The sequence below is a fragment of the Acinetobacter sp. BEC1-S18-ESBL-01 genome, assembly GCF_014169935.1.
Taxonomy (GTDB): Bacteria; Pseudomonadota; Gammaproteobacteria; order Pseudomonadales; family Moraxellaceae; genus Acinetobacter; species Acinetobacter pittii.
This window is the reverse complement of sequence record NZ_AP022302.1, coordinates 148,473-174,824: the sequence shown is the minus strand read 5'-3', so window position 1 is coordinate 174,824 and position 26,352 is coordinate 148,473. Positions and strand designations below refer to the sequence as shown.

Here is a 26,352-nt window from a genome sequence, read left to right as displayed (position 1 = left end):
ACCTTTAGGGTTCCTAATACATTATGGCAGTCACTTCAGCCCGTATACTGCCTTGATTTTCAAAAATAACTAATTTTAAGAATGCTGTGCAATACCAACCTTGTCAAGTACAGCGGTTTTCTCTTACAACTTCCTAACAATTCTACCAATAAATACATACATCCTAAAAAATGGCTTTTAACTTGCTATTAAACGCATTCCAGCCATTTACCATTCGTTCCCATACCGAACGGTCATTTGCCTCTTCAGGCTCTTCAACAGCATCTTGCAACTCACTTTGGCTAAACATGAGCAAACCAGCTGCTGTTGCATACATAGAACGACGTAAGGCTGCTTGATGTTGATCATCAGCATAAACCTGTAACGGCGGATTACCCAAATGTGCAGATACACCCAACATACGACGAGCTAAACTCACCATACCTTCTATTTGACAAGCATCCCCTGTCAATACTACCCCATGGTATAAACCATGAATTGCACCGCTTTGTTCGAGTTCATCGCGAATCTGGCTAAAGATCTCTTCATAACGGGCAATAATAATTTCTGACAACTCAATTCGGCTAATTGTTTGAGGGCCATCAATTCCTTCTACCTGAATCATGTGATCTGGCTTAACAGCACTTAAATCGACACAACCATGCAGAATTTTAATTCGTTCAGCTTCTTCTGTCGTGGTTTGCAATACAGCAGCAATATCACGTGTAACGTGCTCACCACCGCGTTGCAATGTACGTGCTAGAGCTAAACGGCCATCTAGATAAACAGCAAGATTGGTAATGCCTGCGCCAATATCAACCAGACAAACACCATATTCTTTTTCATCTTTCAGCAAGCTTGCCTCAGCGGTTGCCAGACAAGACACCACCATTTTTTCAACCCCGATATTTGCACCTTTCATGGCACGATCAAGGTTTTGCATAGTCGCTATAGGCATCATCATTAACTGATAATGTCCAGTCATACTATGGGCAGTCATATTAATTGGATTCTGCACCCATTCAGCAGAATCACCCAACTCAAAGCCTAACGGCACTGCACTTGCTAAATAGTAATCAGAAGTCACATGACTTGCTTTTGCCAATTCTAACGCGCGCACGACTTCATTTGTTGTAATCACATGTGCTGGATTAGATACTGGTGTGCGACCAGAGGCATAAAAACTTTGCAACTCGGTACTCGGAATAGATACCCATGCGCTATGAATGCGACATTCGGCCATATTTTCCGCTTCAGCAACAGCATTTTTAATCGCAGCAATGACTTTATCGAGGCTTACAATTTTTCCTTTATTCATGCCTCGATTGCGAGCAGTTGCCATACCGATAACTTGAATGTTATCCGGCGCATGAATTTTTCCAATCAAAACTGAAACTTTATGCGTCCCAATGTCAATCGCAACAACTGAGGGAACAGCTTCACTCATCACTCATACCATTTCTTTGTTGTTTAATACCAGGCAAATTGCCTATTTTAAAGCCACGTATTATGGCTTTGCTTTTGTTCCACCTGCAATGCTTGTGTCATCACTCGTTACAACAAACTGACCATTCACAATTTTAGGTGGTGTTGCGTTCTTCCATTGAATAGATAATCCATTACGATATCGCAAATCAATGGCTGAGATTTTCGACCACACTGGTTTTAAGTCAGATTGTGCCAGATGACTTAAACGTTGCAACTTATTCATTGTTTGATCTTGGTCAACAATAATACGCAAACCAGAATCAAATTGCATAAACCAAGTCATTCGCTCAGTCAGATATAACTCTTTTAAGCGTAAATTAACAGGATGGAATAATTGATTAATTTCATTATAGCGTCGCATCATCATTTTTGACTGACTTACCGGCCCATGAAGCAACGGAAGTTCAGGATGAATTATCGGCTCCGCCTCACTAAATACATCGCCTCCATCGCTTAACAAGCGACCTGTTCCCCAACGGGCGATAGCATGTCGAGGCATGACACGAACACGAATACCATTGGGCCAAGCACGAGATACAACAACTCGGTCTACCCATGAAATTTCTAATGTTTTGTCACGAATCTGTTCTAAATCAGATGTGAAATAATTCGCTTTTATAATTGGAGCAACATGTTGCATCACTTGTTGGGTTTCAACAGAAGATGCTGAACCTACAACTTCTAGTTTTGCAACTGTTGCATCTGTAATAACTTTATATAACCCATAAATTCCGACTGCCAGCACTACAAAAGCAATAACCAACAGCACCCATCCACCAGCATTCGCAAGCTTCTGCTTACGCGTAGGCGGTTTATCATGAATAGAGGTGATGGCCGCACGTTTACGGCGCATGGAAGCCGGAAGTTGTGCCATATTTAAGCCGTACCTTCCAATGTTTGCTCAAGAATCGCAACACACAATTCATCAAAGCTATAACCAACAGCTTTAGCAGCTTTTGGAACTAAAGAGTGGCTGGTCATACCTGGAACAGTGTTTACTTCTAAAAGCCAGAAATTGCCTTGCTCATCCTGCATCGCATCAATACGGCCCCAGCCTTCTGCACCTACCGCCTGAAAAGCACGTAAACACAATGCTTGTAGGTTTTTCTCTTCAGCCTCACTCAGACCACAAGGGATACCATACTCTACATCGTTACGTTGATATTTCGCTTCATAGTCATAGAAAGCAACATCTGCTGGTGGTTGCAAACGAATAACGGGTAAAGGCTGTCCATTGAGGAATGAAATTGTGAATTCACGACCAGTGATCCATTTTTCTGCCATCACCACAGCATCGTGCTGAGTCGCCTTTTCAATTGCAGCAGCAAAGTCTTCTGCTTTCTCCACCTTACTCATGCCGACACTCGAGCCTTCATGTACAGGTTTGATAATGACAGGTAAGCCTAAATCAGCAATCACCGCATCTAAATCTGTTTCTTTAGTAATAATGCGATATGGCGCTGTAGGTAAATCGCTACCCTGCCAGATTTGCTTGGTTTTAACTTTATCCATGCCAATAGCAGAACCTTGCACGCCTGTTCCTGTATAAGGCAGATTTAACCATTCAAGCACACCTTGAATTTGGCCATCTTCACCGCCGCGACCATGCAATACAATAAATGCACGATCATAATTTACAAGTTCAGTCACACTGCGGTCTTGTGGATCAAATGCTTCAGCCTGAACACCTGAACGTAACAAAGCGTCCAAAACTGCCTGACCACTATCCAAAGACACAGCACGCTCAGCCGATTTCCCACCAAACAACACGGCAACTTTGCCGAATTTTGTAGCATTTGACACGTTTAAATCCTTAACCAGATTATTCAATACTTTTTGTTTATTTCACATACAAATGGTGTTGTGCAAGTTCTACTGAAATTGCTCCCACGTTACCCGCACCTTGTGTTAATAACAAGTCATTTGGTTGTAACACATTTTGCATGATGTTTTGCAAATTACCTTCAACCGGATCGACCAAAATTGGTTCTACTTGTCCGCGTAAACGAATACTACGCGCTAAAGTACGGCTGTCTGCACCCACAATAGGCTTTTCACCAGCAGGGTATACTTCCAACAATAATAATTGATCGACTTGAGAGAGCACTTCAATGAAGTCATCAAAACAATCGCGGGTACGAGAATAACGATGTGGTTGGAACAACATAACCAAACGACGATCTGGATGACTTTGGCGAGCAGCTTTAATAGTTGCTTCTACTTCTTTCGGATGGTGTCCATAGTCATCAACTAACTTAACGTTGCCATCAGCAAGTTCAAATTCACCTTGCACTTGGAAGCGACGACCTACACCACTAAATCCTTCTAATGCACGGCTAATTGCATCATCAGAAACACCTTCATCTGTTGCAACACCAATTGCTGCCAAGGCATTTAAAACATTATGTAAGCCTGGTTGATTAATTGTTAAACGCAATGGTTCACGACCTTTACGCAACACAGTGAAATGCGATTGCATACCATCTTGTTCAATATCAACTGCACGAATGTCATTATCTTCATTAAAACCATAAGTAATAACTGGACGGCCTACACGTGGGAGAATTTCACGAATGTTGGCATCATCACCGCAGACTACAGCCAAGCCATAAAATGGTAAGTTATGAAGAAACTGTACAAACGTATCTTTTAATTTATCAAAGCTACCTTCATAGGTATCCATATGGTCAGCATCGATATTGGTTACAATCGCTGCCATTGGTTGCAAATAAAGGAAAGATGCGTCTGATTCATCAGCTTCAGCTACGATGAAACGGCTTTCACCTAAAGCTGCATTTACGCCTGTACTGTTAAGTAAGCCACCAATAACATAAGTTGGGTCAAGGTTTTCTTCAGCCAACATCGTCGTCAAAAGACTTGTGGTTGTGGTTTTACCATGTGTACCAGCCACAGCAATACCGTGACGGTAACGCATCAGTTCGCCTAGCATCTCTGCACGACGTACAATTGGAACACGCTGTTCAATTGCAGCTTTAATTTCCGGATTTTCCGGATCAATTGCTGTAGAAACTACAAGCACATTGGCATTTTTAATATTTTCTGGTTGATGGCCAATATAAACTTTGATGCCATTTTTCTCTAATTGTTCTGTAGTTTTAGACGCTTTAATGTCTGAACCGGAAATTTTATAGCCTTGGTTACCCAAAACCTCTGCAATGCCACACATCCCAGCGCCACCGATCCCCACAAAATGAATGTGTTTGATACGGCGCATTTCAGGCACTTTAATCAGTTTTTTTGCTTGGTTCGCAGCTGTTGATGGAGACATAGTAAATCCGATTACATTTTTTGGATAAGATCAACCACATGCTGAGTCGCATTTGGTTGGGCATGTTGACGCGCTTTCACTGCCATTTCAGTAAGTAATTGGCGGTTCATCAGCGAAGTGAACAATTCATTTAAAACATCTGGTGTCATGGTCGATTGCTGGCAAATTTTCGCAGCACCGACATCCACCAGAAATTTGGCATTTGCAGTTTGATGGTCATCAACTGCTATAGGGAGTGGTACAAAAACTGCAGCCACACCTGCTGTTGCAACTTCTGTTACCGTAAGTGCTCCAGCTCGGCAAATAATTAAATCTGCCTCACTATAAGCTTTTGCCATATCTTCAATAAACGGCAAAACGTGTACAGTTAAATTAGCTGGCGCATCTGCATAAAGTGCTTGAGTTGCCTCAACTTGTTGCTGACCACATTGGTGAAAAATATTGAGTGGAACTTGTAATTGTTTTAATGCTGGAGGTAAGCGTTCATTGAGTGCTTTGGCACCTAAAGACCCGCCCACAATTAAAATATTTAAAGGCTTGCCTGCTTGCTCACGCTCATCATAGCGCCACTTTGGGCTTAAAATATCAGTGATTTCACGACGCACAGGGTTTCCTGTGGTTACAACTTTTCCACCAGCAGGAAAGGTATTTGGAAATGCTTCACACACCACTTTAGCAACACGAGATAACTGTGCATTGGTAAAACCTGCAACTGCATTTTGCTCGTGAATAAGTACAGGAATACCTAACAAACGTGCGGCTAAACCACCTGGACCAGCTACATAACCACCAAAGCCTGCAACCGCATCAACTTTAAGTTGTTTCATATAGCGCATTGCACTAAAAGTGGCTTTTAAAATTTTAAAAGGTGCAGCAACTTTACGGACTAATCCATTGCCACGAACACCTTGGATATCAATTTGATATATTGGAATATTTTGATCTTTTAATAACCGATTTTCCATACCTGTTGGCGTGGCTAACCATGAAACCTGACAACCTTGTTGTTGAAGTTGTTTGGCTACGGCGAGGGCTGGAAAAACATGTCCACCTGTACCGGCAGCCATCATCATGACATGTTTGGGTTTGCTTTGCTGTGAATCGGTCACGGTCTAATTCTTCAACTCAAAAAAACAATGGAAATTGTCATCTATTTTTGTAGCCGTTTATTTTAATCCTAAAGCTTCATTAACGAAAAGCTAATTTCACTCGTTTATAACAGAAAGATGTGCTTTTTTGAAAATATGCCTACAAAGCTGTGGTGTATTTAGTATTGTTATTTTATTAATTCATATATTTTCAGGTGATTTCCAATAAATACAGCTGAAAATCACCTGAAATAAATAATTAAGCTGTACGGCCAGCTTCTAATACATCAAATAAATCATCGGCAATTGATGTACCAAATTGAGCATCAATTTCACGTATACAGGTTGGACTAGTGACATTAATTTCAGTGACATAATTACCAATCACATCTAAGCCTACAAAAACTAAACCTTTTTCGCGTAAGAAAGGGCCAATTTTAGCTGCGATCAATTTATCGTTTTCCGTAAGCGGACGCGCTTGGCCTAAACCGCCTGCCGCCAAGTTACCACGTACTTCACCATTTTGTGGAATACGAGCTAGACAGTAAGGAATTGGTTCACCATTTACCATTAAAATACGCTTATCCCCTTCTACAATTTCAGGAATGTAGCGCTGAGCCATAATTGGACGAGTACCTAGCTCTGTAAGCATTTCTAAGGTAGAACCAATATTTACACCATCTTGGTATAAACGGAAAATTCCCATCCCTCCCATACCATCAAGTGGCTTAACAATTACATCGCCATGTTCTTTAATAAATTCACGAATTAAACTTTGTTGAGATGTTACAAGTGTAGGCACTTGTAGCTCTGGAAACTGCGTTGCAAAGAGTTTTTCATTGCAATCACGCAGTGATTGAGGCTTATTAATAATCCATGAACCTTCGCGCTCAGCTTGCTCAAGCACGTAAGTCGTGTAGACAAAATTCATATCAAACGGCGGGTCTTTACGCATGAGCACAACATCGTAAGCCGTGATAGACTCCTTTTTCTTTTCGCCCAGCTCATAGTAATGGTTGTAATCTTCGAAAACCTTTAACGGTGAAATGAGGCCGTAAGCTTTGCCTTGATCGATATATAAATCTTGTTGTAATGCATAACCTAATTCATGTCCACGACGGCTCGCCGCCCACAACATTGCCATGGTTGAATCCTTTTTAAGGTTTACGGTTTCAATCGGATCCATGACGACAAGTACACGCATGCTCAAGCTCTTCTTAAAATTTAAATTAGCATGAGTATAACTGAGATTTTTCACTGGTTTTTCTTAATTTCAGTAAAACCTTATCGGTTATTTCTTTATCTTGAATTAAGCTAAATTCAGTTAAACTATGATCATAAAATATTATTTTTAAAGGCTAAACATGAAACTTTATCGCTATTTAACTGGTCCTGATGACTCTGCTTTTTGTGCACGAGTGACTAAAGCTCTGAATCATGGTTGGGAGTTATATGAAGCACCCACTATGACCTTTAACGGCACGCATGTCATTGTGGGACAAGCAATTTGCAAAACAATTGATGAAAATTATGATCCAGAAATGGATATTTTAGATGTTCTCAAAAATAATACGTAATTCCAGAAGGGTGCTTTTAATCGACAAAAAGTCCCCTTTAAAACCAAATTAACAAGAAAAACTAATGAGTCAACTCGTACAATTCGTTTAATTTGCTAATTAACTTACTAAAAATCAGTTATTAAAAAATAAATATGTCATTTTTTAAGGTAATAGTTCTTTTATTCTAAACAATTAAATGATTATAATTATCATTTATACTTTTATTTTTGTTAATTGATTTTATTTTTATGTTAAGAATTTCTATACCATCTCCCCAAATGAAGCGTCTTTTCCCGCTGAGCTTACTCAGTTTAATGATCTTGAATATTCAAGGTGCCTACGCAGAGGAACCGACTGATTCAGCCGCAAAAGTGGCAGCTACCATGCCCACGATAAAAATTGAGGCAATGAGTGAGCTCGACCCAATTAAAAGTTATATCGACTATGATAAAGCCAATGTCACACGTAATGGTTTAGACAAAAAAGATATTCCTCAAACCATTGATACAATTGATGTTCAGAAATATAAAATTTATGGATCAAATGATTTAAGCGTTATGCTGCAAGGCACCCCAGGGGTATCAACCAGTTATGATATGCGCGGTGATGGGATCACGATTCGTGGCTTTGGTGCTGATACAGGTGATATTTACCGTGATGGCATACGCGAAAGCGGACAAGTACGTCGTAGTACAGCAAATATCGAACGTATTGAAATTTTAAAAGGCCCCGCCTCTGTTTTATATGGCCGTAGTGCTGGCGGCGGGGTTGTGAATATGGTGAGTAAATTCGCCAATTTTGACTCTAAAAGTTCAGTTGGTGCGTACGCTGGTTCATATGATAACTACGGAACAACGGCTGACATCAACCAAGTACTTAATGACAATCTAGCAGTACGTTTAACTGGAGAATATGGCGAGTCAGGCAGCTTCCGCTCTGGCATTGAAAATAAAATTGAAATGTTTTCACCAAGTTTTACTTATAAAAATGATGATGGAACACTCACTTGGACCACACAATACACCTATGACAAATTAGGTCGTGTACCTGATCGCGGACCATCACGTGACATTCTGCCTGCAGGGACTTCAATTAAAATGGGATTTGCCCAAGACGGCGATTATGTGGATGATATTTTGCAAGTGGTCCGCACCGATGTGAATTATCAATATGCGCCTGATTGGAACTTTCACTGGGCAGCAAGTTACCGACAAGCAGAACAAAACTTTGACCACTTTTATTTTGGAACTTATTGTGGTTTAGATGGTAAAAACTCAAAGAATGAGTCTTGTACTAAAAAAGGTTACGTCGACCAAATTTACTACTGGCAACAAACCAGCAATAAGACCACCACCAATACCTTTGATATTAAGGGCAAGTTCAAAACAGGCTCGCTTGAACACCAAATTATGGTGGGTACAGACTGGACTTATGAGCAAAGAGAACCACGTCTAGCGAATGCTACCAAAGATGGATCTATTTACGGCTACGTCAATCCGATCACAGGGGAACGCGAGTACAGTCGTGGCAGTGGCCCATTAGTGATGAAACAGCACAACTATAATGAAGGCACAACTTACGGCGTATTTATTCAAGATTTAATTGGTCTAAATGACCAACTTAAACTCATGCTGGGCGTCCGCTACGATTACTTTGACTTTTCAACCACCAACAAGCTGACAAAAGAACACCGTAATGTAAAAGATGGCAGCTTTAGCCCGAATGTTGGCTTGGTATGGCAACCGCTTCCTGAACATAGCTTTTATACGTCTTACTCTAAGAGCTTTGCACCGTTTGGTGGACAAATGGGTGTTAACCAAGTCACTGGAAGCACCGATGTCACAAAAATGGATAAAGAGCCTCAATATAACGAGCAATATGAAGTGGGTGTAAAAAGTGAATGGTTAGATAATCGTTTAAATACTCAATTTTCTATCTTTGATATTCGTAAAAATAATATCCGCTATAAACCAAATCCTAATGAGCAACCAGAAGTATGGGCAACTGCGGGTCAGCATCAATCTCGTGGTCTTGAATTTAGCTTTATTGGCCGCGTACTTGATAATGTCTTTGTGCGCGGTGGTTATGGCTACACAGATGCAAAAGTAAAAGAAGATAAACAAAAACCTGAACAAGAAGGCAACTATTTAGCCAACACATCTAAGAATACCGGTAATTTATTTGTTCGTTATTTACCAACCGAGCAGTGGTATACCGAGGTGGGCGTGACTTATGTCGGGTCTTATTATCCAAATATTAATAATCAAGTAAAAATGGAAGGCTTTAATCGTGTCGATGCAGCAATTGGCTACAGTGCCGACCCTTGGAATGTCACACTTGCGGTAAATAACCTAACCAAAGAGGTGGATCAGGAAATTTGAACAACACTTATAAGTGATATTTTGCTCCCCAAATGATGTTATAAACATCAATATATGGAGTATTTTATGGCACGTAGACCAAGAAGAAATCATTCAAATGATTTTAAAGCTAAGGTAGCACTTGCTGCGATTAAAGCAGAAAAAACACTTGCTGAATTGAGTGCTGAATTTGATGTTCATCAAAACCAAATTATCGACTGGAAAAATCAACTGATTTCAGCTTCCTCGCAAGCTTTCGATCAATCAAAAGCTCCAACAGAACCACCCATCGATCTAAAAAAACTACATGCAAAAATCGGTGAGCAGGCATTAGAAATTGATTTTTTAGAAGGTGTGTTGAAGAAACTGGGCCGCTTCAACCACAAAAGTTAATCGATGACTCACTTCAGATTTCAGTATCTAAGCAAGCTCAGCTGCTGAAAGTCTCCCGTGGTTGTTATTACTATCGCCCAAAACCTGTGAGTGCATCAGATCTGAAGCTGATGCGGTGTATGGATGAGTTACATATGCAATACCCTTTTGCAGGTAGCCGTATGATGCGTGATTTGTTGAATCGTCAAGGACATCATATAGGACGACGTCATACACGTACTTTAATGAAGAAAATGGGCATTAATGCGTTATATTGCAAACCAAATTTAAGCCAGGCTAATCAAGCTCACCGCAAATATCCATATCTGCTCAAAGGATTGGCTATTCAGCGCAGTAATCAAGTGTGGTCTACGGATATAACGTATATCCCTATGGCAAAAGGCTTTGTTTATTTATGTGCTGTGATTGATTGGCATAGCCGCAAGGTACTTGCGCATAGAGTATCGATTAGTATGGAGGTTACATTTTGCATAGAAACATTAAATGAAGCTATTGAAAAATATGGTCGACCTGAAATATTTAATACAGACCAAGGCAGTCAGTTTACCAGTGATGCATTTATTGATGTATTGAAATCAAATGACATCCAAATCAGCATGGATGGTAAAGGTCGATGGGTTGATAATGTGATGGTTGAACGATTATGGCGGAGCGTTAAATATGAAGAGGTGTATCTCAAAGCCTACAGCAATGTTTTGGATGCGAAGAAGCAATTAAACGCATATTTTGAATTTTATAATTTGAAACGACCTCATTCGAGTCTGGACAAAATGACTCCAGATGAGTTTTACTATGACCAGCTACCACAACAAAATAAGGTAGCTTAACTAGAGCAGAGTATCACTTATAAATAAGCTTTTAGTTGTTCAAACATGTGGGACCACCTCTCAATAAAGAGTACTGGCGTTCGGACAGCATGCCAGGCACACCGCGTAATGTGTTATTGCGTTTGAATTATCAGTTCTAAATAAAAATATTAAAAAGCATACCCCTATTTAGAGGTATGCTTTTTTCTTTTTAGATACCGTGTTTTTCGCGATAAGCTTGCATGTTTGCTAGCGCTTCTTTTTCACCTTTGGGATGACTGAACAAGGTCAACAAGACAAGTTGAGCATGGCATTGGTAAGAAGTGGAGTGTAAAAAATTTTAAATAAATAAAATTAGAGGATTTCGCATAATGTCCCATTATATTAAATGGAGGAGTTACTCTGTTGAGTTTTCACAGTTCAGTAACATACATTTTCCATCAATTTTACTAACTAAGCTTATAGGTTTAGATGTTTCTCCATCATCAAAAGATAGCTCAACTAATAAATTTTGATCTTCAAAAGATTCTAATTCTTTAATTAATTGTTTGATGCTTTTGCCCTGTATTATCCACTTTGGCTGTTTAGTCATATTATTCACAGCTATTAAATATTTCTAAAATTAACATAATACGAGTTATACGAAATACTTTAAATTTTTATTTTAACATTAAAATCTTATTCTAATCCGTTCTAGGTTTCAGCGCATTAGAACGGTTTTTTATAATTTTTAACGCCCCAACTATCATTTAACCAATGCCATTAATTAGATCAATTCAATAATTAAATTATGTAAAAGGAAGCCTCAGCTTCCTTTTCCACATCTAACTCTTAGATACCATATTTCTCGCGATAAGCTTGCATATTTGCTAGCGCTTCTTTTTCGCCTTTCGCCTCTAAATAATCCATTAAATCTTTCATGGTAATCAGTGCGTGTACAGGAATTTCTAATTCTTTTTGAACTTCTTGAATTGCAGAAAGCTCACCTTGACCACGTTCTTGACGATCTAATGCCACCAAAACGCCTGCAATAGTTGCACCAGCATTTTTCAAAATTGTTACCACTTCGCGAATCGCTGTACCTGCGGTAATTACGTCGTCAATAATCCAGACTTTTTTACCTTCAACCGCAGCACCGACTAAAACACCGCCTTCACCATGATCTTTCGCTTCTTTACGGTTAAAGCCCCATGGCACGCTCTTGTTATGTGTTTGCGACAAAGCAACAGCAGTCGCTGCTACAAACGGAATACCTTTGTAAGCTGGTCCAAAAATCACATCAACATTTTCACATTGTGTTAATTTATCAGCATAGCCTTGCGCTAAAAGAGATAAAGCTTCACCATCGTTGAGTAGGCCTGCATTAAAAAAATAAGGACTCACGCGTCCAGATTTTAAAGTAAACTCACCAAATTTAAGCACACCGCGTGATAATGCGAGTTCGATAAATGCTTGCGGGTGAAATGACACAGGCGTTGTCATGAGGTGCTCCAAATTCACAATTGAGGTTAAATTTTCGCATGATACCAAAGGATCAGTATCCAAGTGATGTAAAAATTCTTCGAGTCGTTTCCATTAACGTAAATGGCTTACGTTCTTCAGTAACGAAAGGCTTACTTGAATGGTTAGAACAATCAGATGCCGATGTCGTATGCATGCAGGAAAGCCGCATTACCCATGAACAATGGACTGAAAAATTTAGACCCGAAGGATGGCATACCCATCTCTTTCCAGCAGAGCGTGCAGGTTACGCGGGGACTGCGATATATAGCCGCCTACCCTTCGTCTCTGTTAAAGATGGTTTAGGGTTTGAGCTGGCTGACAGTCAAGGCCGCTTTATTTCTGCGGAATTCGATTTAGGTTTGTCACATCCGGTACATATTGCGTCATTATACTTACCTTCGGGCTCAAGTGGTGAAGAAGCGCAAGCACGTAAAGATTTATTTTTAGGTGAATACGCAAAAATCTTGAAACAATGGCGTGATGAAAACAAGTCAGTCATCATTTGTGGTGACTACAACATTGTTCATAAACGTATTGATATCAAAAACTGGTCAGGTAACCAGAAATCATCTGGTTGTTTACCACATGAGCGCGCATGGCTTGACCATATTTACGATGAACTTGGCTATGTGGATACCTTCCGTGTAGTTCGCGAAGAAGCAGAACTTTATTCATGGTGGTCAAATCGCGGTCAAGCTCGTGCAAAAAATGTAGGGTGGCGTATTGACTACCATGCATGCTCACCAGACTGGAAAGCACGTACAATTAACGCATGGGTTTATAAAGATCAATGGTTTAGCGACCATGCACCCGTTATTATCGACTATAAAATTCAAGAATAAGTGAACACTCGTTCACTTACATTGTCGTTTTCGCTTACAGCATATGTCGTTTTTGAGTATTTTTCTTACACAGCTTTAACGGCATTATAGCCCCACGGCACAGGGAAGCAGTCAGGATGACGCAAAAGGATAGGACGCCGTAGGAAGATAAAATAAACTTATGATAAGTTTATTTGCAAGGATGTGACATTGGACGTTGAAATGAGACCCGCATGATCAGGATGATTAAATGCGGGTTTTCTCTTTTCTGTCTCTTATTTTGCGCTAAGTTCTTTTAGTTTTAACTTCTTCTTATTAAGCTCATTATTACCTTGTCTTATGACAATAACATGACATTTTTCTTTCGATTAATCATTAATTTTCATTTGTTTTAAAAGTATCGGTATAAAGTAGTGCTTAATAGCATTTTGGGTTAGGCTGTGTGCTCTCTCTTTTTGACATGGTCCGATAAAATGTTAAAAATTTATGGAATTAAAAACTGTAACTCAATGAAAAAAGCATTTGATGCCTTACAGGCTAAAGGGCTTAACTATGATTTTCATGATTATAAAAAACAAGGCATTGATGCAGATACTTTAAAAATCTGGTTAAAAGAAATTGGACAAGATACTGTTCTCAACAAAAAAGGCACGACTTGGCGCAAGCTTTCAGAAGAAGAACAAAATCGTGCTCTAAGCAGTGAAGATCACCTGATTGAAGCACTCATTGCTCAACCAAGTTTGATTAAAAGACCTGTTTTAAAAACTTCACAAGGCTTTATTGTAGGTTTCGATGAAACCGCCTATCAAAATATTCAAGCCTAAAAAAACGAGCCATTTGGCTCGTTTTTTTATTAAAACTTTTAGTTCGCGCGAATCCACGTTTGGTTACGACCAAGTGCAGAAACGCCAATATAACCACGTAATTTAAGCTTTTTGCCGCCATCGGTTAACTCACCTTTCAGTTTGTAAGTTTTACCTGATTTTGGGTCTAAAATCGTACCGTTTTCATAACTGTTACCACCTACATTTTTTAAATTATGTACAATGGTGACACCTTTAAGCGGTTTGTTTTTGTACGGACCTTCACATTTTGTACAAGCGTTTTCTTCACCTGGTGTCAAAATGCTCTGAATGGTTGCAGTTAAGGTTCCGTCCTTCTGTTCCGTAAATTTCACTACGGCTTTTGGCTTGTTGGTCTGATCATCAATCGTTTTCCATACCGTTCCATTGAGTGAATCAGCCGCATTGGCAAATGCAGCCATACCAATGAGTCCTAAAGCTAAAGCAATCTTTTTCATTTTTGTAATATCCTTGGGTCTTTCAAGATTTTCAGTATTCAGAAGTCGCAAAGATATTGCAATTTTTGAATGTGACTGTTTCGTGTAACCTTGTAATCTTGCAAAATAAAATTTACAAGAAAACAAGAAACTAGCATAAAAATGGATGCTATATGAATATATCAAATGTTTGGAAATATTATTTTACAGAAACTTTTCTTAAAACAACAATTCGCAAGCCAAGCCAGCTAAATTTGCCGGCTACTGCCTTACGTCCTGTACTAGATCAGATGTGTCGTGCTTTTCCACGACAAAAAAATGTTTCTGTGCGCCCGATTCGATTAGCAGGCATTAAAGGTGAAGAAATCAAACCGCAAGATTCTGCGACTCAATTGATTTTTCACATTCACGGCGGTGCTTTTTTCCTTGGTAGTGTTAAAACACATCATGCTTTTATGACGGATTTAGCTGCCCGCACTCAAATGCAGATTATTCATGTGGACTATCCACTTGCACCTGAACATCCATACCCTGAGGCAACTGAAGCCCTATATGACATCTATCAGTCTTTGATGGTACAAGGTATTCAGCCGAAAGATATTATTTTATCGGGTGATTCATGCGGGGCAAATTTAGCACTAGCACTTTGCTTGCGTTTAAAAGAACAACCTGAGCTCATGCCAAGTGGCCTGATCTTGTTGTCTCCATTTTTGGATTTAACACTCACGAGTGAGTCTCTTCGGTTTAACAAAAAGCATGATGCCTTATTATCTATTGAAGCCCTACAAACAGGCACTCAGTACTATATAGGCAATCATATCGCAGCTGATGATCCACGTGTTTCCCCTATCTTCGATGACTTACATGGCCTACCACCAACTTTGGTTCAAGTGGGTTCTAAAGAAATCTTATTAGACGATGCCAAGCGTTTTAGAGAAAAAGCTGAAGATGCTGGCGTTAAAGTTCAATTCAAACTTTATACGGGCATGTGGCATAACTTCCAGATGTTTAATGCATGGTTTGATGAAGCTAAACAAGCATTGGCAGATATTGCTGAATTTGCACACGAACTCGATAAAACTTAATTTATTTATAAATGATGTGAATAGGCCTAAAAACTTTTCACATCATTTTCTTTATAAAAAGTCATCATATATAAATTGAAAATCATGTTATGTTTAAAATATAAATTATTGAAACAATCCAATTTTAGGATGGTCTAACAAAGAGGCATCTATATTTAGGAGCCCTTATTTATTATGAAAAATCGTTTAATCACTTATCCCGTAAATAGAATAAAACAGGTGATAATCGATTTCATCCACAATAATCACATCATCAACTGGACTCCCTTACAAAAAAGCGCACTGATGCTCACACTTGCTTGCGCAATGAATTTCAGTTGGATTTTATGGAAAGGCTATATTTTAATTACACCAAGTGTCTGGCAATGGGCAAATTTACCTTTAGTTGAATCACAAATCTGGCTCAATTTATTTACCTTATTTTTATTAGTCCTTTTGATTATTCCCTGTTACCGCTACAAAAATGATGAATGGGCTCAAAAAGTTATTCCTTTCATTAGCGTGCAGTTCTTTGCACTTATGCTATGTCATGATGGATATTTAATTGGCAGTATCAGCCCTGCCACTATGGTCGGTTATGTGGGTACGATTGGGGTGGGTTTGGTGTTATTTGACCGTAAAATTGTTTATAGCGCCCTTGTACCTGCCACAATTATTTTAACTGTTTGTACATATTTAAGTATGACAGGTGCTTTAGCGTATGCACCTCTATTTAATTTTAGAGCCATGGATCATGCCCAAACCAATTCTTTCTGGTTAGGAAGTATGGCTTTTTTTATTATGCCTATTTTATTGGCCTGTTTTGTTTTATTTGAAATATTACTCACCCAATGGCGTCAGCGAGAAACTTATATTCAACGTTTAAGCCAAATCGACCCATTAACTAATGTATTAAATAGACGTAGTTTAAACATGCATTTGGAGTCGCTACACCAACAACAATTTGATTATGCTGTGGTACTTCTTGATATCGATCATTTTAAAAAAATTAATGATATATACGGCCACCATCAAGGTGATCAGGTCTTAATTGAAATTGCTCAATGTCTTTCTGAGAATTTGCGTAGCGAGGATATTATTGGTCGATTTGGTGGAGAAGAATTTATTTTACTACTCCCCCATACAGATATTATTCAAGCAGAAAAAATTGCTGAGCGTTGTCGCCAAGCCTTGCAAGAATTACCTGTTTTTACCGCTCAAAATAATCCTATTCACATTAGTGCGAGTTTTGGAATAAGCAGTTCAGCTTTTGCAGAAGACCCTTATCTGGTTATTCGGCAGGCTGACCAAGCACTTTATGCGGTAAAAGCTTCGGGACGTAATCAGGTACGTACATTTCATCAGACCGAAACTATTGATACCTTATGATTCTTTGAATTTTGCCAAACTCGCGAGTTGCTGCAAAAGCTCTTGCTGACTAAAAGCGCCCGTTAAACGTAAAGCACGAATCTCTTTTTGCTCTGGACTTAAAAATAAATAGGTCGGTGGTCCTAAAATATTCCACTGCTTGAGTAGTGCTTCATGCGACTGGTCATAATGGCTCAAATCAAGCTTAATTAAATAATAAGGTGCAAGAGCAGATTGAACCTCAGGTGCTTTTAAAATACGGTGCTCAATCGGTTGGCAAGCAACACACCAATCTGCATAGACATCAACCACAATAGCCCGATCAGTAGGCGCTGCCGCTAGAAATTTTTCAAAGTCCGCTGCTGTTGTTGCAATATGCCACTCGGCCATGTGGGCAGAACTTTGCAAAGTTCGATTTTGAATATGTTGATATTGGTTATAGGCTACAAAAGGTGTAACGATTAATAATAAAATCGCGTAGAGCCATTGTAATTGCCCTTTTTTCCAGAAAAACTGATAAACAGCATAGCCTATAAAAGCAAGGCCTAATACGAGACTAAGCACTTGCATACCCAAATCTGGCAATAAAGGACGAATAAAGTAGAGGCTTAAACCCAACATCAGAAAAGCAAAAATCACTTTAATCTGATGCATCCAGTCACCCGCTTTAGGCAAGAATTTGGCCCCTAAAATACTTGCCAACAACAATGGGATTCCCATTCCAAAACCTAGGCAGAATAAAAGCAAAGCACCTTGCCACTGATTTTGCGTTTGAGAAATAAATAATAAAGTTCCAGCGAGAGGTGCGGTCATACAAGGACCGACCAAGAGTGCAGAAACCACACCCATGACTCCTGCACCTACTAAAGTGCCGCCTTGTTGCATCGACTGAATACGGTCAAGTCGGTTTAACCATGTCTGAGGTAAACGAAGCTCAAACAAACCAAATAAGTTCAGAGCAAAAACAATAAACAGCAAACTAAAAGCAATTAAAGTCGCTGGCTGTTGTAGCCAACGTTGGAAATTTAAGCCTGCCGAAGAAGCAATTAAACCCAAGCCTGCATAAACCAATGCCATGCTACACACAAAAGTAAGCGCAATGGTCCAAGCCTTTAAACCTTTATGTTCGCGAATGATCAGTGAAGTTAAAATAGGAAGCATCGGTAAAGAACATGGCGTAAATGCGAGCAACATGCCTAAACCTAAAAATAATAAAACTCCATACCAAAGCGAGTGTTCAATTAACTTGGCTGACCAGATCTGATCTTGCGCAATTTGAGTTGTAGTTGTATCAGCTGCTGTCTCTGTACTCTGCTCTTTTTCTAAAGATTCTGAACCCGAGGAAGTGTCGGATTGTGTATTCGCTAAATCTAGTAATCGTTTTGGCGCTGTTCCTGCTTGGTTTTGCACACCCACCAAGCCATCTGCATCGGTTTGAAACTCAATGGTCTGGGGTGGATAACAAATACGGTCTTTGGCACAGCCCTGCCAAGTCACACTATAATGCTCTGACGGCTTAGTCTTAATTTGGAAATTAACTTGATGGTAGTAAACCTGACTTTGCCCATAATTTTCATCATATTGGGCAACCGCTTTAGGTAACTTTAAAGTTAAAGGTTGAGTACCTTGTTGTACGGAAAATTTATGCTGATAAAGATAGTAATTTGGCTGAATCTGCCAAGACAAACTCGCAGTATGCGGCTCAGAGGATTCAACCGAAAATGAAAAAGCTTGTTCGGGTGAGAGTAGCTTATCTTGCGCAGAAACCAACTGGCTAAACACACAAACAGCAACTGCTAGAAAATAAAGAATTCCCTGATGAATAAGCTTTTTCATTAACATAAATTTAAATTGCTTCGATTAGAACAAGAATGCCACGCCTAAGCCACCGTTGTAGCTCTTATCTTGACCCTCTAAATCAACCCCGATACTTGCATCGAGCTGAGTACGATCATTTACAGCGTAGACTAAACCTGTCCCTAAACCATATTCGTAGTCTTGGCTTTCAGCTTTACGGTAAATAAACTCAGAATAACCTGACAGCTTACCTGCGATTTTATAATCAATCGTCGGGATTGCAGTTACTGCCCAGTTACTATTTTGTACTTCGTAGCGCATGGTAATTGATGTGCCGACTAAGTCATTATATTTATAAGCGACTGCTGAACTTAAGCTATAAATATCGTCATGCGCAGTAAATTCATCATTTCCAGTGGCAATGATCGCTTCAGCTAACACAGCCATTGATAAGTTTTCATCTTTTAGATCAATTGCTTTTTTCAAACCGATGCTGACATCACCAAAGCCTGACGTATCGTGTTTTTTACCAGCACGTTTAGTTTGAGTCCATGCTGGACCTTGCCATCCTAATTGTAATTCCAAACCATCAGCTAAACCGGTACGGAATAACATATCTTCATTTACAGTTACGGTCTTTTCTTTGACGCCATCAACCGTTGACTCTGTATAAGTTGCACTTGGCAAACCTTGTTCCCAAGCCAATTTACCAACTGGAGTAATCCCTGTTCCAAAGCCAGCACCTGGGCGGTCAAAAGAGAACTCTGCAGCAAAAGTACTTCCTGCGGCAACAGTGGTCAAAGCAAAAGTTAAAATTTGAAATGTTCTCATTCTATTATCCAATCAAGTAGTTAGTTCTTTTGACATTTTTGCCCCATGTTGGCGCAATAATTCTAATGTTTCACGCTCTTCTTGAAGCGCTTCTGACCAATCTATTTCATCAAAGTCACAATCAAAGAACAACTGACTGATTGAAGATAAAATAGTGAGTCCTTCTTCATCGCGTGTGTTTGGATCAACTTTTTCATTTAATAAACGTTGAACGGCTGGCGCACATGCCGAGCTTGCCGCATCCCATAAAGGACCATAAAACTCTTCCGCATCCCAAAGGTGTACATTCGCTTTGGCTTGAATCAAAGCTTCGAGAATATCGAGGTAAACTTGTAATGATTGTTGCTTTTCTTCTTTTGATAGTGGTGTACCCGCTTCATAAGCTTCTGATACATCTTCCCACCATTTAAAAATTCCATCACAAATGATTGATACAGGTGGCCCTTGTTCCGGATCAATAAAGTTCGGATCAAGTCCTTCAGCAAGTAATTTTTGCACTTGCGCGAGTTCTAATTCTTCTATGGCTTTAATTAAAGCTTGCTGCTGGGTGGTTAACATGACCATCTCTCAAAAATATATTAGGGCTATTATGCCTAATCTCTTCTGAAGATTTTAGAGGTTGATTGCATCGCATTGCAAACCTAATGTTGTGAATAGTTTTATTTTCATCAAATATAAAAAAAGCCCCGAAGGGCTTTTTAGCATTTTAAATTAAACTTCATCATCAATGAATTCTGGTTGACCACCTCTCGGGTGTTCTTTTTTCTCAAAAGTATGTTCAAGGCTACGTTTTAATTTTTCAATCGCGCCATGAATCGAGGCGTCAATATTTCCTGCTTTATGATGTACTGCAACTGGTTTCAAACCTGAAGGACGAGCTTCAATCATACAGTGGATATCTTTGTCACCACCTTTGTCCCCATTTTCATCACTAAAATGAACCGAAAAATGCGTAATACGTTCGCTATGACGTTGGAATTCTTGAGTAAGTTCTGCACGTACATAAGTAATTAAACGTTCGCTGTTATGGATGTTTTTATCTGTGCGGATTTCAATATTCATAAATACCATCCTCTCTTTCTTACTGTGGATCTTTTCTATGCAAAACTTTTTTATGTTGGCATGTTTTAAGCATGCATGAACTGACTTCAATTGTACATTTTGATGGTGTAATGGTTTGTTATCTCCTGACTTAAACGTACTGCTTTTAATTTATTTTGAAGATCTTCATACCTTCAATATCAGTCCATCTATAAAAATATGCAAGCTGATTTTTTAAATTTTTATGAAAAATTGAACAAAAGGAGAGCAATCGTGTCCAAATCTTATCTATCTGGAGCAGAGCTTATTGAGCAAATCCAGAAGTCTCCTTATTCACGTGATTTAATCGGATATCACGGGCAACCGCCACAAGTTAAATGGCCTAATAATGCCAAGGTTGCTGTGCAATTTGTTCTTAATTATGAAGAAGGTGGCGAAAAACATATAGAGCATGGCGATGATGGCTCAGAACAGTTTTTATCAGAGATTATTGGTGCCGCAAGTTACCCAGCTAAACATATGTCGATGGACTCTATGTACGAATATGGTTCACGTGCGGGTTTTTGGCGCATTCATAGTGAATTTCAAAAGCGCAAACTTCCAATGACCATTTTTGGGGTTGCAATGGCACTTGCCCGCAACCCTTATATTGTAGAAGCGATTAAGCAAGCTGATTATGATGTGGTTTCTCATGGTTACCGCTGGCTTCACTATCAAGATACCGATATTGAAGTCGAAAAACAGCATATGGAGCAGGCTTTAACTGTCTTAGAAAACCTTTTTGAAAATAAAGTGATAGGTTGGTACACCGGACGTGACAGCCCCAATACACGTCAGTTACTCGCAGAGTTTCCACAAATACAATATGACTCAGATTATTATGGTGATGACCTGCCTTTTTGGACAACGCTTACCAATGCTGATGGCGCATCACGTCCTCATCTGATTATTCCTTACACTTTAGAATGTAACGACATGAAGTTCTGTTCACCAGGCGGATTTAATAGTTCAGAACAGTTTTTTCAATATTTGAAAGATAGTTTTGATGTGTTGTATGCAGAGGGAGAAACTGCACCAAAAATGATGTCGATTGGAATGCATTGCCGCATTTTAGGGCGTCCGGGTCGTTTTAAAGCACTACAGAAATTTCTCGACTATATTCAAATGCACGATCGGGTCTGGATATGTCGTCGTCAGGAAATTGCTGAACATTGGTATAAAAATCACATAACTAAATAATTGATTTTTAATTTTCAAAATCCTTAAGCGAATTAAAACTCGCTATTGGCACTGTTATTGCTAAAACTCTATATCAAGATAACGAGTTTAGGAATAACAGTGTTTTTAGCCGAGTTTAATCAAGCCCCACCAGAACAACTCAAGACTTTGTTAAAAAACTGTGTCCACATTCAAGCATGGGCCGAAAAAATCATCTCAAATCGCCCCTATTCAACAAAATCATCTCTTTTGGAATATGCAGAACAGTTAAGTCAAATGTGGTCATGGCAAGAGATACTAGCGGCTTTAGCAACCCATCCAAAAATCGGTGAACGCCAAGCTAAAAAACAACTCAATGCAAAAGAGCAAGATTTTTCATCTAAAGAACAAGCTGGCATTTCTTTAGATGAACTAACACAACAAGCTCTGCTTCAAGGTAATCTTGATTATGAACAAAAGTTTGGCTTTATTTTTTTAATTAAAGCGGCAGGCCTCAGTAGCGATGAAATTTTAAAAAAGCTACATGAACGACTACAAAACGACTTAGCTATCGAAAAAACAATTGTACATGAGCAACTTGCAGCGATTGCTCTATTACGTCTATCTCAGGAAATACAAGCATGATCAGCACTCATATTTTAGATACGAATTTAGGTAAACCAGCTGCAGACGTAGAAGTGAAGTTGTTTCATGCAGCAACCCATGAGCTGATAGCGACAGCAACCACTAATCAAGATGGTCGAGTGAGTGATTTTGGAATAACAGACTTTGCAGAAGGTGCTTATCAGCTTGAATTTGAAATTGCTCCTTATTTTTCATCGCAGCAAGTCAAAACTTTTTTCCCACGTGTTTGTATCCAATTTTTTATAGAAGACATCAATCAGCATTATCACATTCCATTACTGATTAGCCCATTTGCTTACTCCACTTATCGCGGTAGCTAACTCAATTATAAATAGGAGAAAAATATGAATCATCAGCAAAAAAATGCAATTTCTCCAGAGCATGAATATTTAGGAATTTCCAAAAGTTTTGCTTACGGCTTACAGCATGTGCTGACCATGTATGGTGGCATTGTAGCCCCGCCTTTGATTATTGGAACGGCAGCTGGCTTAAGCTCAGCACAAATCGGAATGTTAATTGCAGCGGCCCTATTTGTAGGTGGATTGGCAACCCTGATCCAAACAATCGGAACTAAATATTTAGGCGCAAAATTACCTCTGGTACAGGGTGTATCTTTTGCGGGTGTGGCCACCATGGTCGCCATTATCACTACAGGCGGTGGTTTACCTGCTGTCTACGGTGCGGTCATTGCCGCCTCTCTAATTGGGCTATGCCTTGCACCTTACTTTTCAAAAATTATTCGTTTTTTCCCACCTGTTGTGACGGGATGCGTTATCACGATTATTGGTCTATCTTTGTTACCCGTTGCGATTCGCTGGATGATGGGCGGCAACAACAAAGCGCCTGACTGGGGTAGCGTAGAAAATATCTCTTTGGCACTGCTGACCTTAGGCATTGTGATCGTTCTAAATATGCTGCCGCAAGCAAGCATTCGTCGTTTATCAATTTTGTTGGCTATTGTGGCTGGTACTACCCTCGCCTACCTGATGGGTTTTGGTGATTTTAGTCAGGTGAGTTCAGGCGCATGGCTCCAATTTCCACACTTATTTGCATTTGGTTTACCGACTTTCGAGCTAAGTGCAATTTTATCGATGCTAATCGTTACCTTAGTGATTATGACGGAAACCACAGCCGATATTATTGCTGTCGGAGACATTGTAGGAACTGAAGTCGATTCAAAACGTATCGCCAATGGTGTTCGTGCAGATATGTTCTCAAGTGCTTTTGCGCCTATCTTTGGTTCTTTCATGCAAAGTGCTTTTGCCCAAAATGTTGGACTGGTTGCGATTACAGGCATCAAAAGCCGCTTTGTAGTCGCAGCAGGCGGTGTTATTCTGATTATTTTGGGTCTACTACCTATTATGGGTCGTTTGATTGCAGCGATTCCAATGCCCGTACTTGGTGGTGCAGGTTTGGTCTTGTTTGGGTCGGTTGCAGCGAGTGGAATTCGCACTTTGGCAAAAATAGATTATAACGATCAGAAAAATTTAATTATTGTCGCAACCGCTTTATCAGCTGGGATGATCCCAATTATTAACCATGAGTTTTATGCTCATTTCCCAGTTTGGGTACAAACTTTGTTCCATTCGGGCATTAGTTCAACATGTATCTTTGCTATCTTATTGAATTTATTATTTAATCATTTACCCTCATTTCGTAGCTCGCGTACTCCACATTTAAGCCAAACAATAAATACAAGAAATACTCATTAAAGATTTAATTTTTAGCGCCCCACTTCGGTGGGCTTTTTTTTAACCGTTGATCAAATTTGGCTTCATTTTTGCTTAAGACCCTGTATCCTTAGCGTGCTTTATTTGGGGGGAGATCATTTAAATGCAATTAAAGCAACTTGCGGCGACTTGTGCCTTGTTATCTGCAACTGCCATGGTTCAGGCGAAACCAATCTGGCAAGATTTTAGTGTGACTGGACTTTATGGTGAAAACTATGAAGTTGTAGATGACAAAGAAACCACGATTACTTTGGAATATGCAGCAAAAGTTAAATACGCTGATGTGTTTTTCTTTATGGACCGCATGCGTGGTGAAAATGACCACAAGAGTACTTACTTCGAGTTATCACCACGTCTAAGTTTAGGCGAAGTGTCTGGTAAAAAACTGTCGTATGGCCCAATCAAAGATGTACTCATTAGTACTACTTGGGAAGGTAACAGTGAAGACGGCAACAACTTCGACAACTTCCTTTATGGTTTTGCAGTTGATTTAGATATCCCATATTTCCAATATGCAAATTTAAACTTCTACCGTGCAAATAATGAGAACATTGACGACGATTATCAAATGACATTCGTTTATGGTATTCCATTTAAACTCGCATCTGAAGATTTCTTGGTAGATGGTTTCCTTGATTGGTCAACTGCTGAAGGCGACCATGCGAGCGAGTTGAACTGGACAACTCAGTGGAAATGGAATGTAGGTAAACACATTTCTCCTGATACACGCCTATACCTAGGTATCGAACACTCAGTATGGAATAACAAATTTGGTATTAAAGGTGCCGACGAAAATAACGTTAGTGCATTGGTTAAATACCACTTCTAAAATCCAAATTTAGAAGATAAACAGCAAGGAAAATTCCTTGCTGTTTTTGTTTTTAATCAAGTGGATTACCCACAATATTACTAATAATCCCCTGCATAATATGTCCACCTTGTTCACGGCGTAATTCTTCATACCATGCTTGTGTAACGGCTTCATCTTTCATATGTGTCACATCACAACGTTTACGTGCACGAAGTACCAATTCATTGGCACGTTCATTACGCTTGTTTTGATAGCGACGTAAAGCATCCTCTAGCCCCAAAGTGTTAATTTGCAGAGAGCGCGCTAAATAAATCGCATCTTCCATGGCTTGGCAGCCGCCTTGCCCAATATCAGGTGTCGTGCTATGTGCAGCGTCACCCAAAATCACTATACGACCTTTATAAAACTGTGTAAACGGTTCAATATCATGGATTTCTACCCGATTGGTTTTTTGCGGGTCTAAGCGTTCAATAAGCTGCTGTACGGGTTGGCACCAATCAACAAAATATTGTTTTAAAAGTTTTTTATATTCATCTCGATTATTATCTAACCCTGCTGGTAAAGGCACATCTAAAAAGAAATAGAACTTTCCATCTGCAACTGGCATTAAAGAAGCTCGCTTGCCTTCGCCCACATAAGTCGTCCATTGCTGGGCTGGAGCCAAATCTTCAGAGATCTCAACCAAACCATTCCAATTTACATAACCTGCGTAACGGCGCTGTACTTGCTGCCCCAACACATAGGTCCGTGTAAGTGAATGAGTGCCGTCCGCCCCAATTAATAGATCAGCCTGCGTTGAACTACCATCTGCAAAATGAACTTCTACATAATCAGCTTTGTCTTCAAGGCTGACCATTTTTTTGCCTAAATAAATCTGATTACGACCAAATTCATCCATCAACATATTTTGTAAATCAGCACGTGCAACCGGATAAGGTCGTTGGCCCACTTCTTCAATTAATGGCAGTAAACTGAATTGTGTCATCACATCTCCAGTTAAACCATCCACATAGGCCAAATCATCCATTTGTCCACCAAGTTTGGCGATTTTGTCAGTTAATCCCAGATAGTTCAGACATTTCACACCATTCGACCACAGCGAAATTGCCGCGCCGACAGGAAGAATTTTTTCAGTTTGCTCAAAAATGCGAACTTGGTGACCAAATTTCTTTAATGCAATGCCTGTGGTTAGACCTCCCATTCCTGCACCAATAATCACCACATTCATAACACTCTCCTATAGATATTCACCTATAGAGTGCTTATGCTAAAAACATGCCATCGTTCAAAATTTATTTAGCTT

General features: G+C 39.5%; 26 protein-coding genes and 1 pseudogene. 13 read left to right on the top strand and 14 right to left on the bottom strand.

The features are described 5' to 3' along the window. Positions 1-163: 163 nt before the first annotated feature. From ftsA to gshB, 6 genes are all read right to left on the bottom strand, one after another. Complete coding sequence (gene ftsA / locus H7R46_RS00810; RefSeq protein WP_002122057.1) at positions 164-1,426, bottom strand: cell division protein FtsA; 1,263 nt, start codon at positions 1,424-1,426, stop codon at positions 164-166. A 60-nt stretch (positions 1,427-1,486) separates the two neighbouring features. Further along, positions 1,487-2,341, bottom strand: a complete 855-nt coding sequence (locus H7R46_RS00805; RefSeq protein ID WP_005066804.1) for a cell division protein FtsQ/DivIB — start codon at positions 2,339-2,341, stop codon at positions 1,487-1,489. A gap of 2 nt (positions 2,342-2,343) precedes the next feature. Beyond that, entirely contained in the window at positions 2,344-3,270 is a 927-nt protein-coding gene (locus H7R46_RS00800) for a D-alanine--D-alanine ligase (RefSeq protein ID WP_005066802.1), read from the bottom strand. Between the two features lie 37 nt (positions 3,271-3,307). Continuing rightward, positions 3,308-4,756: a UDP-N-acetylmuramate--L-alanine ligase gene (murC, locus tag H7R46_RS00795; RefSeq protein ID WP_002122011.1), complete on the bottom strand. Its 1,449-nt coding sequence runs from the start codon at positions 4,754-4,756 to the stop codon at positions 3,308-3,310. A gap of 11 nt (positions 4,757-4,767) precedes the next feature. Beyond that, a complete protein-coding gene (gene murG / locus H7R46_RS00790; RefSeq protein ID WP_005066800.1) occupies positions 4,768-5,865 on the bottom strand; it encodes an undecaprenyldiphospho-muramoylpentapeptide beta-N-acetylglucosaminyltransferase in 1,098 nt (365 codons plus the stop codon). Between the two features lie 238 nt (positions 5,866-6,103). Further along, positions 6,104-7,048, bottom strand: coding sequence for a glutathione synthase (gshB, locus tag H7R46_RS00785; RefSeq protein ID WP_005066799.1), 945 nt, complete (start codon positions 7,046-7,048; stop codon positions 6,104-6,106). A 160-nt stretch (positions 7,049-7,208) separates the two neighbouring features. Here gshB and H7R46_RS00780 point away from each other — a divergent pair, with 160 nt between their 5' ends. From H7R46_RS00780 to H7R46_RS19475, 4 genes and pseudogenes are all read left to right on the top strand, one after another. Beyond that, on the top strand, positions 7,209-7,421 hold the full coding sequence (locus tag H7R46_RS00780) for a DUF1737 domain-containing protein (protein ID WP_005066797.1): 213 nt from the start codon (positions 7,209-7,211) through the stop codon (positions 7,419-7,421). Positions 7,422-7,651: 230 nt separating this feature from the next. Further along, positions 7,652-9,784, top strand: a complete 2,133-nt coding sequence (locus H7R46_RS00775) for a TonB-dependent receptor (RefSeq protein ID WP_320104091.1) — start codon at positions 7,652-7,654, stop codon at positions 9,782-9,784. Positions 9,785-9,838: 54 nt separating this feature from the next. Beyond that, positions 9,839-10,983 (top strand): IS3 family transposase gene (locus H7R46_RS00770; RefSeq protein WP_085944219.1). Its coding sequence is split into 2 segments (ribosomal slippage): positions 9,839-10,103 and positions 10,103-10,983, totalling 1,146 coding nucleotides; the frame shifts between segments, so codons are not numbered across the junction. A gap of 62 nt (positions 10,984-11,045) precedes the next feature. Beyond that, positions 11,046-11,123, top strand: a pseudogene (locus H7R46_RS19475) (ferric siderophore receptor protein); the annotation flags it as partial. A gap of 236 nt (positions 11,124-11,359) precedes the next feature. Here H7R46_RS19475 and H7R46_RS00765 read toward each other — a convergent pair. After that, positions 11,360-11,554: a hypothetical protein gene (locus H7R46_RS00765; RefSeq protein ID WP_005066792.1), complete on the bottom strand. Its 195-nt coding sequence runs from the start codon at positions 11,552-11,554 to the stop codon at positions 11,360-11,362. A gap of 239 nt (positions 11,555-11,793) precedes the next feature. Next, entirely contained in the window at positions 11,794-12,444 is a 651-nt protein-coding gene (pyrE, locus tag H7R46_RS00760; RefSeq protein WP_000211303.1) for an orotate phosphoribosyltransferase, read from the bottom strand. A 38-nt stretch (positions 12,445-12,482) separates the two neighbouring features. Between pyrE and H7R46_RS00755 the strand changes: the two genes are divergently transcribed. Both H7R46_RS00755 and H7R46_RS00750 read left to right on the top strand, forming a co-directional pair. After that, positions 12,483-13,307 (top strand): exodeoxyribonuclease III, encoded by an 825-nt coding sequence (locus tag H7R46_RS00755; RefSeq protein WP_017481819.1) that lies wholly within the window; start codon positions 12,483-12,485, stop codon positions 13,305-13,307. A gap of 452 nt (positions 13,308-13,759) precedes the next feature. Next, on the top strand, positions 13,760-14,110 hold the full coding sequence (locus H7R46_RS00750; protein WP_005066786.1) for an arsenate reductase: 351 nt from the start codon (positions 13,760-13,762) through the stop codon (positions 14,108-14,110). A 38-nt stretch (positions 14,111-14,148) separates the two neighbouring features. On the opposite strand, the gene H7R46_RS00745 is transcribed toward H7R46_RS00750, so the two are convergent. Beyond that, positions 14,149-14,586: a DUF2147 domain-containing protein gene (locus tag H7R46_RS00745; RefSeq protein ID WP_005066784.1), complete on the bottom strand. Its 438-nt coding sequence runs from the start codon at positions 14,584-14,586 to the stop codon at positions 14,149-14,151. Positions 14,587-14,738: 152 nt separating this feature from the next. On the opposite strand from H7R46_RS00745, the gene H7R46_RS00740 reads away from it, so the two are divergent. Together H7R46_RS00740 and H7R46_RS00735 are read left to right on the top strand one after the other, a co-directional pair. Then, the gene (locus H7R46_RS00740) at positions 14,739-15,650 is read left to right on the top strand and encodes an alpha/beta hydrolase (RefSeq protein WP_005066781.1); all 912 of its coding nucleotides are present in this window, start codon (positions 14,739-14,741) and stop codon (positions 15,648-15,650) included. A gap of 174 nt (positions 15,651-15,824) precedes the next feature. Then, positions 15,825-17,018 carry a GGDEF domain-containing protein gene (locus tag H7R46_RS00735; protein ID WP_005066779.1) on the top strand — a complete coding sequence of 398 codons (1,194 nt, stop codon included), beginning with the start codon at positions 15,825-15,827 and terminating at the stop codon, positions 17,016-17,018. Here the strand turns inward: H7R46_RS00735 and dsbD are convergent. The 4 genes from dsbD to H7R46_RS00715 form a co-directional block, all read right to left on the bottom strand. After that, positions 17,013-18,839, bottom strand: coding sequence for a protein-disulfide reductase DsbD (dsbD, locus tag H7R46_RS00730; RefSeq protein WP_005066777.1), 1,827 nt, complete (start codon positions 18,837-18,839; stop codon positions 17,013-17,015). The two genes, H7R46_RS00735 and dsbD, sit on opposite strands and share 6 nt — an antisense overlap. An 18-nt stretch (positions 18,840-18,857) precedes the next feature. After that, a complete protein-coding gene (locus tag H7R46_RS00725) occupies positions 18,858-19,625 on the bottom strand; it encodes a transporter (protein ID WP_005066775.1) in 768 nt (255 codons plus the stop codon). 12 nt (positions 19,626-19,637) lie between these two features. Next, complete coding sequence (locus H7R46_RS00720; protein WP_005066773.1) at positions 19,638-20,183, bottom strand: ankyrin repeat domain-containing protein; 546 nt, start codon at positions 20,181-20,183, stop codon at positions 19,638-19,640. A 153-nt stretch (positions 20,184-20,336) separates the two neighbouring features. After that, entirely contained in the window at positions 20,337-20,687 is a 351-nt protein-coding gene (locus H7R46_RS00715; RefSeq protein ID WP_001019316.1) for an HPF/RaiA family ribosome-associated protein, read from the bottom strand. A gap of 252 nt (positions 20,688-20,939) precedes the next feature. On the opposite strand from H7R46_RS00715, the gene puuE reads away from it, so the two are divergent. The 5 genes from puuE to H7R46_RS00690 all read left to right on the top strand — a co-directional run bounded on the left by puuE (position 20,940) and on the right by H7R46_RS00690 (position 25,067). Then, positions 20,940-21,905, top strand: a complete 966-nt coding sequence (gene puuE / locus H7R46_RS00710; RefSeq protein WP_005066771.1) for an allantoinase PuuE — start codon at positions 20,940-20,942, stop codon at positions 21,903-21,905. Between the two features lie 99 nt (positions 21,906-22,004). Then, the gene (gene uraD, locus H7R46_RS00705; RefSeq protein WP_005066769.1) at positions 22,005-22,508 is read left to right on the top strand and encodes a 2-oxo-4-hydroxy-4-carboxy-5-ureidoimidazoline decarboxylase; all 504 of its coding nucleotides are present in this window, start codon (positions 22,005-22,007) and stop codon (positions 22,506-22,508) included. Next, complete coding sequence (gene uraH / locus H7R46_RS00700) at positions 22,505-22,828, top strand: hydroxyisourate hydrolase (protein WP_005066767.1); 324 nt, start codon at positions 22,505-22,507, stop codon at positions 22,826-22,828. The genes uraD and uraH overlap by 4 nt, the downstream gene beginning before the upstream one ends. A gap of 24 nt (positions 22,829-22,852) precedes the next feature. Beyond that, on the top strand, positions 22,853-24,220 hold the full coding sequence (locus H7R46_RS00695; protein WP_005066765.1) for a nucleobase:cation symporter-2 family protein: 1,368 nt from the start codon (positions 22,853-22,855) through the stop codon (positions 24,218-24,220). A 121-nt stretch (positions 24,221-24,341) separates the two neighbouring features. Continuing rightward, positions 24,342-25,067 carry an outer membrane protein OmpK gene (locus H7R46_RS00690; RefSeq protein WP_005066762.1) on the top strand — a complete coding sequence of 242 codons (726 nt, stop codon included), beginning with the start codon at positions 24,342-24,344 and terminating at the stop codon, positions 25,065-25,067. Between the two features lie 52 nt (positions 25,068-25,119). Here H7R46_RS00690 and hpxO read toward each other — a convergent pair whose 3' ends face one another. After that, a complete protein-coding gene (hpxO, locus tag H7R46_RS00685; protein WP_005066760.1) occupies positions 25,120-26,277 on the bottom strand; it encodes an FAD-dependent urate hydroxylase HpxO in 1,158 nt (385 codons plus the stop codon). Positions 26,278-26,352: the final 75 nt, after the last annotated feature.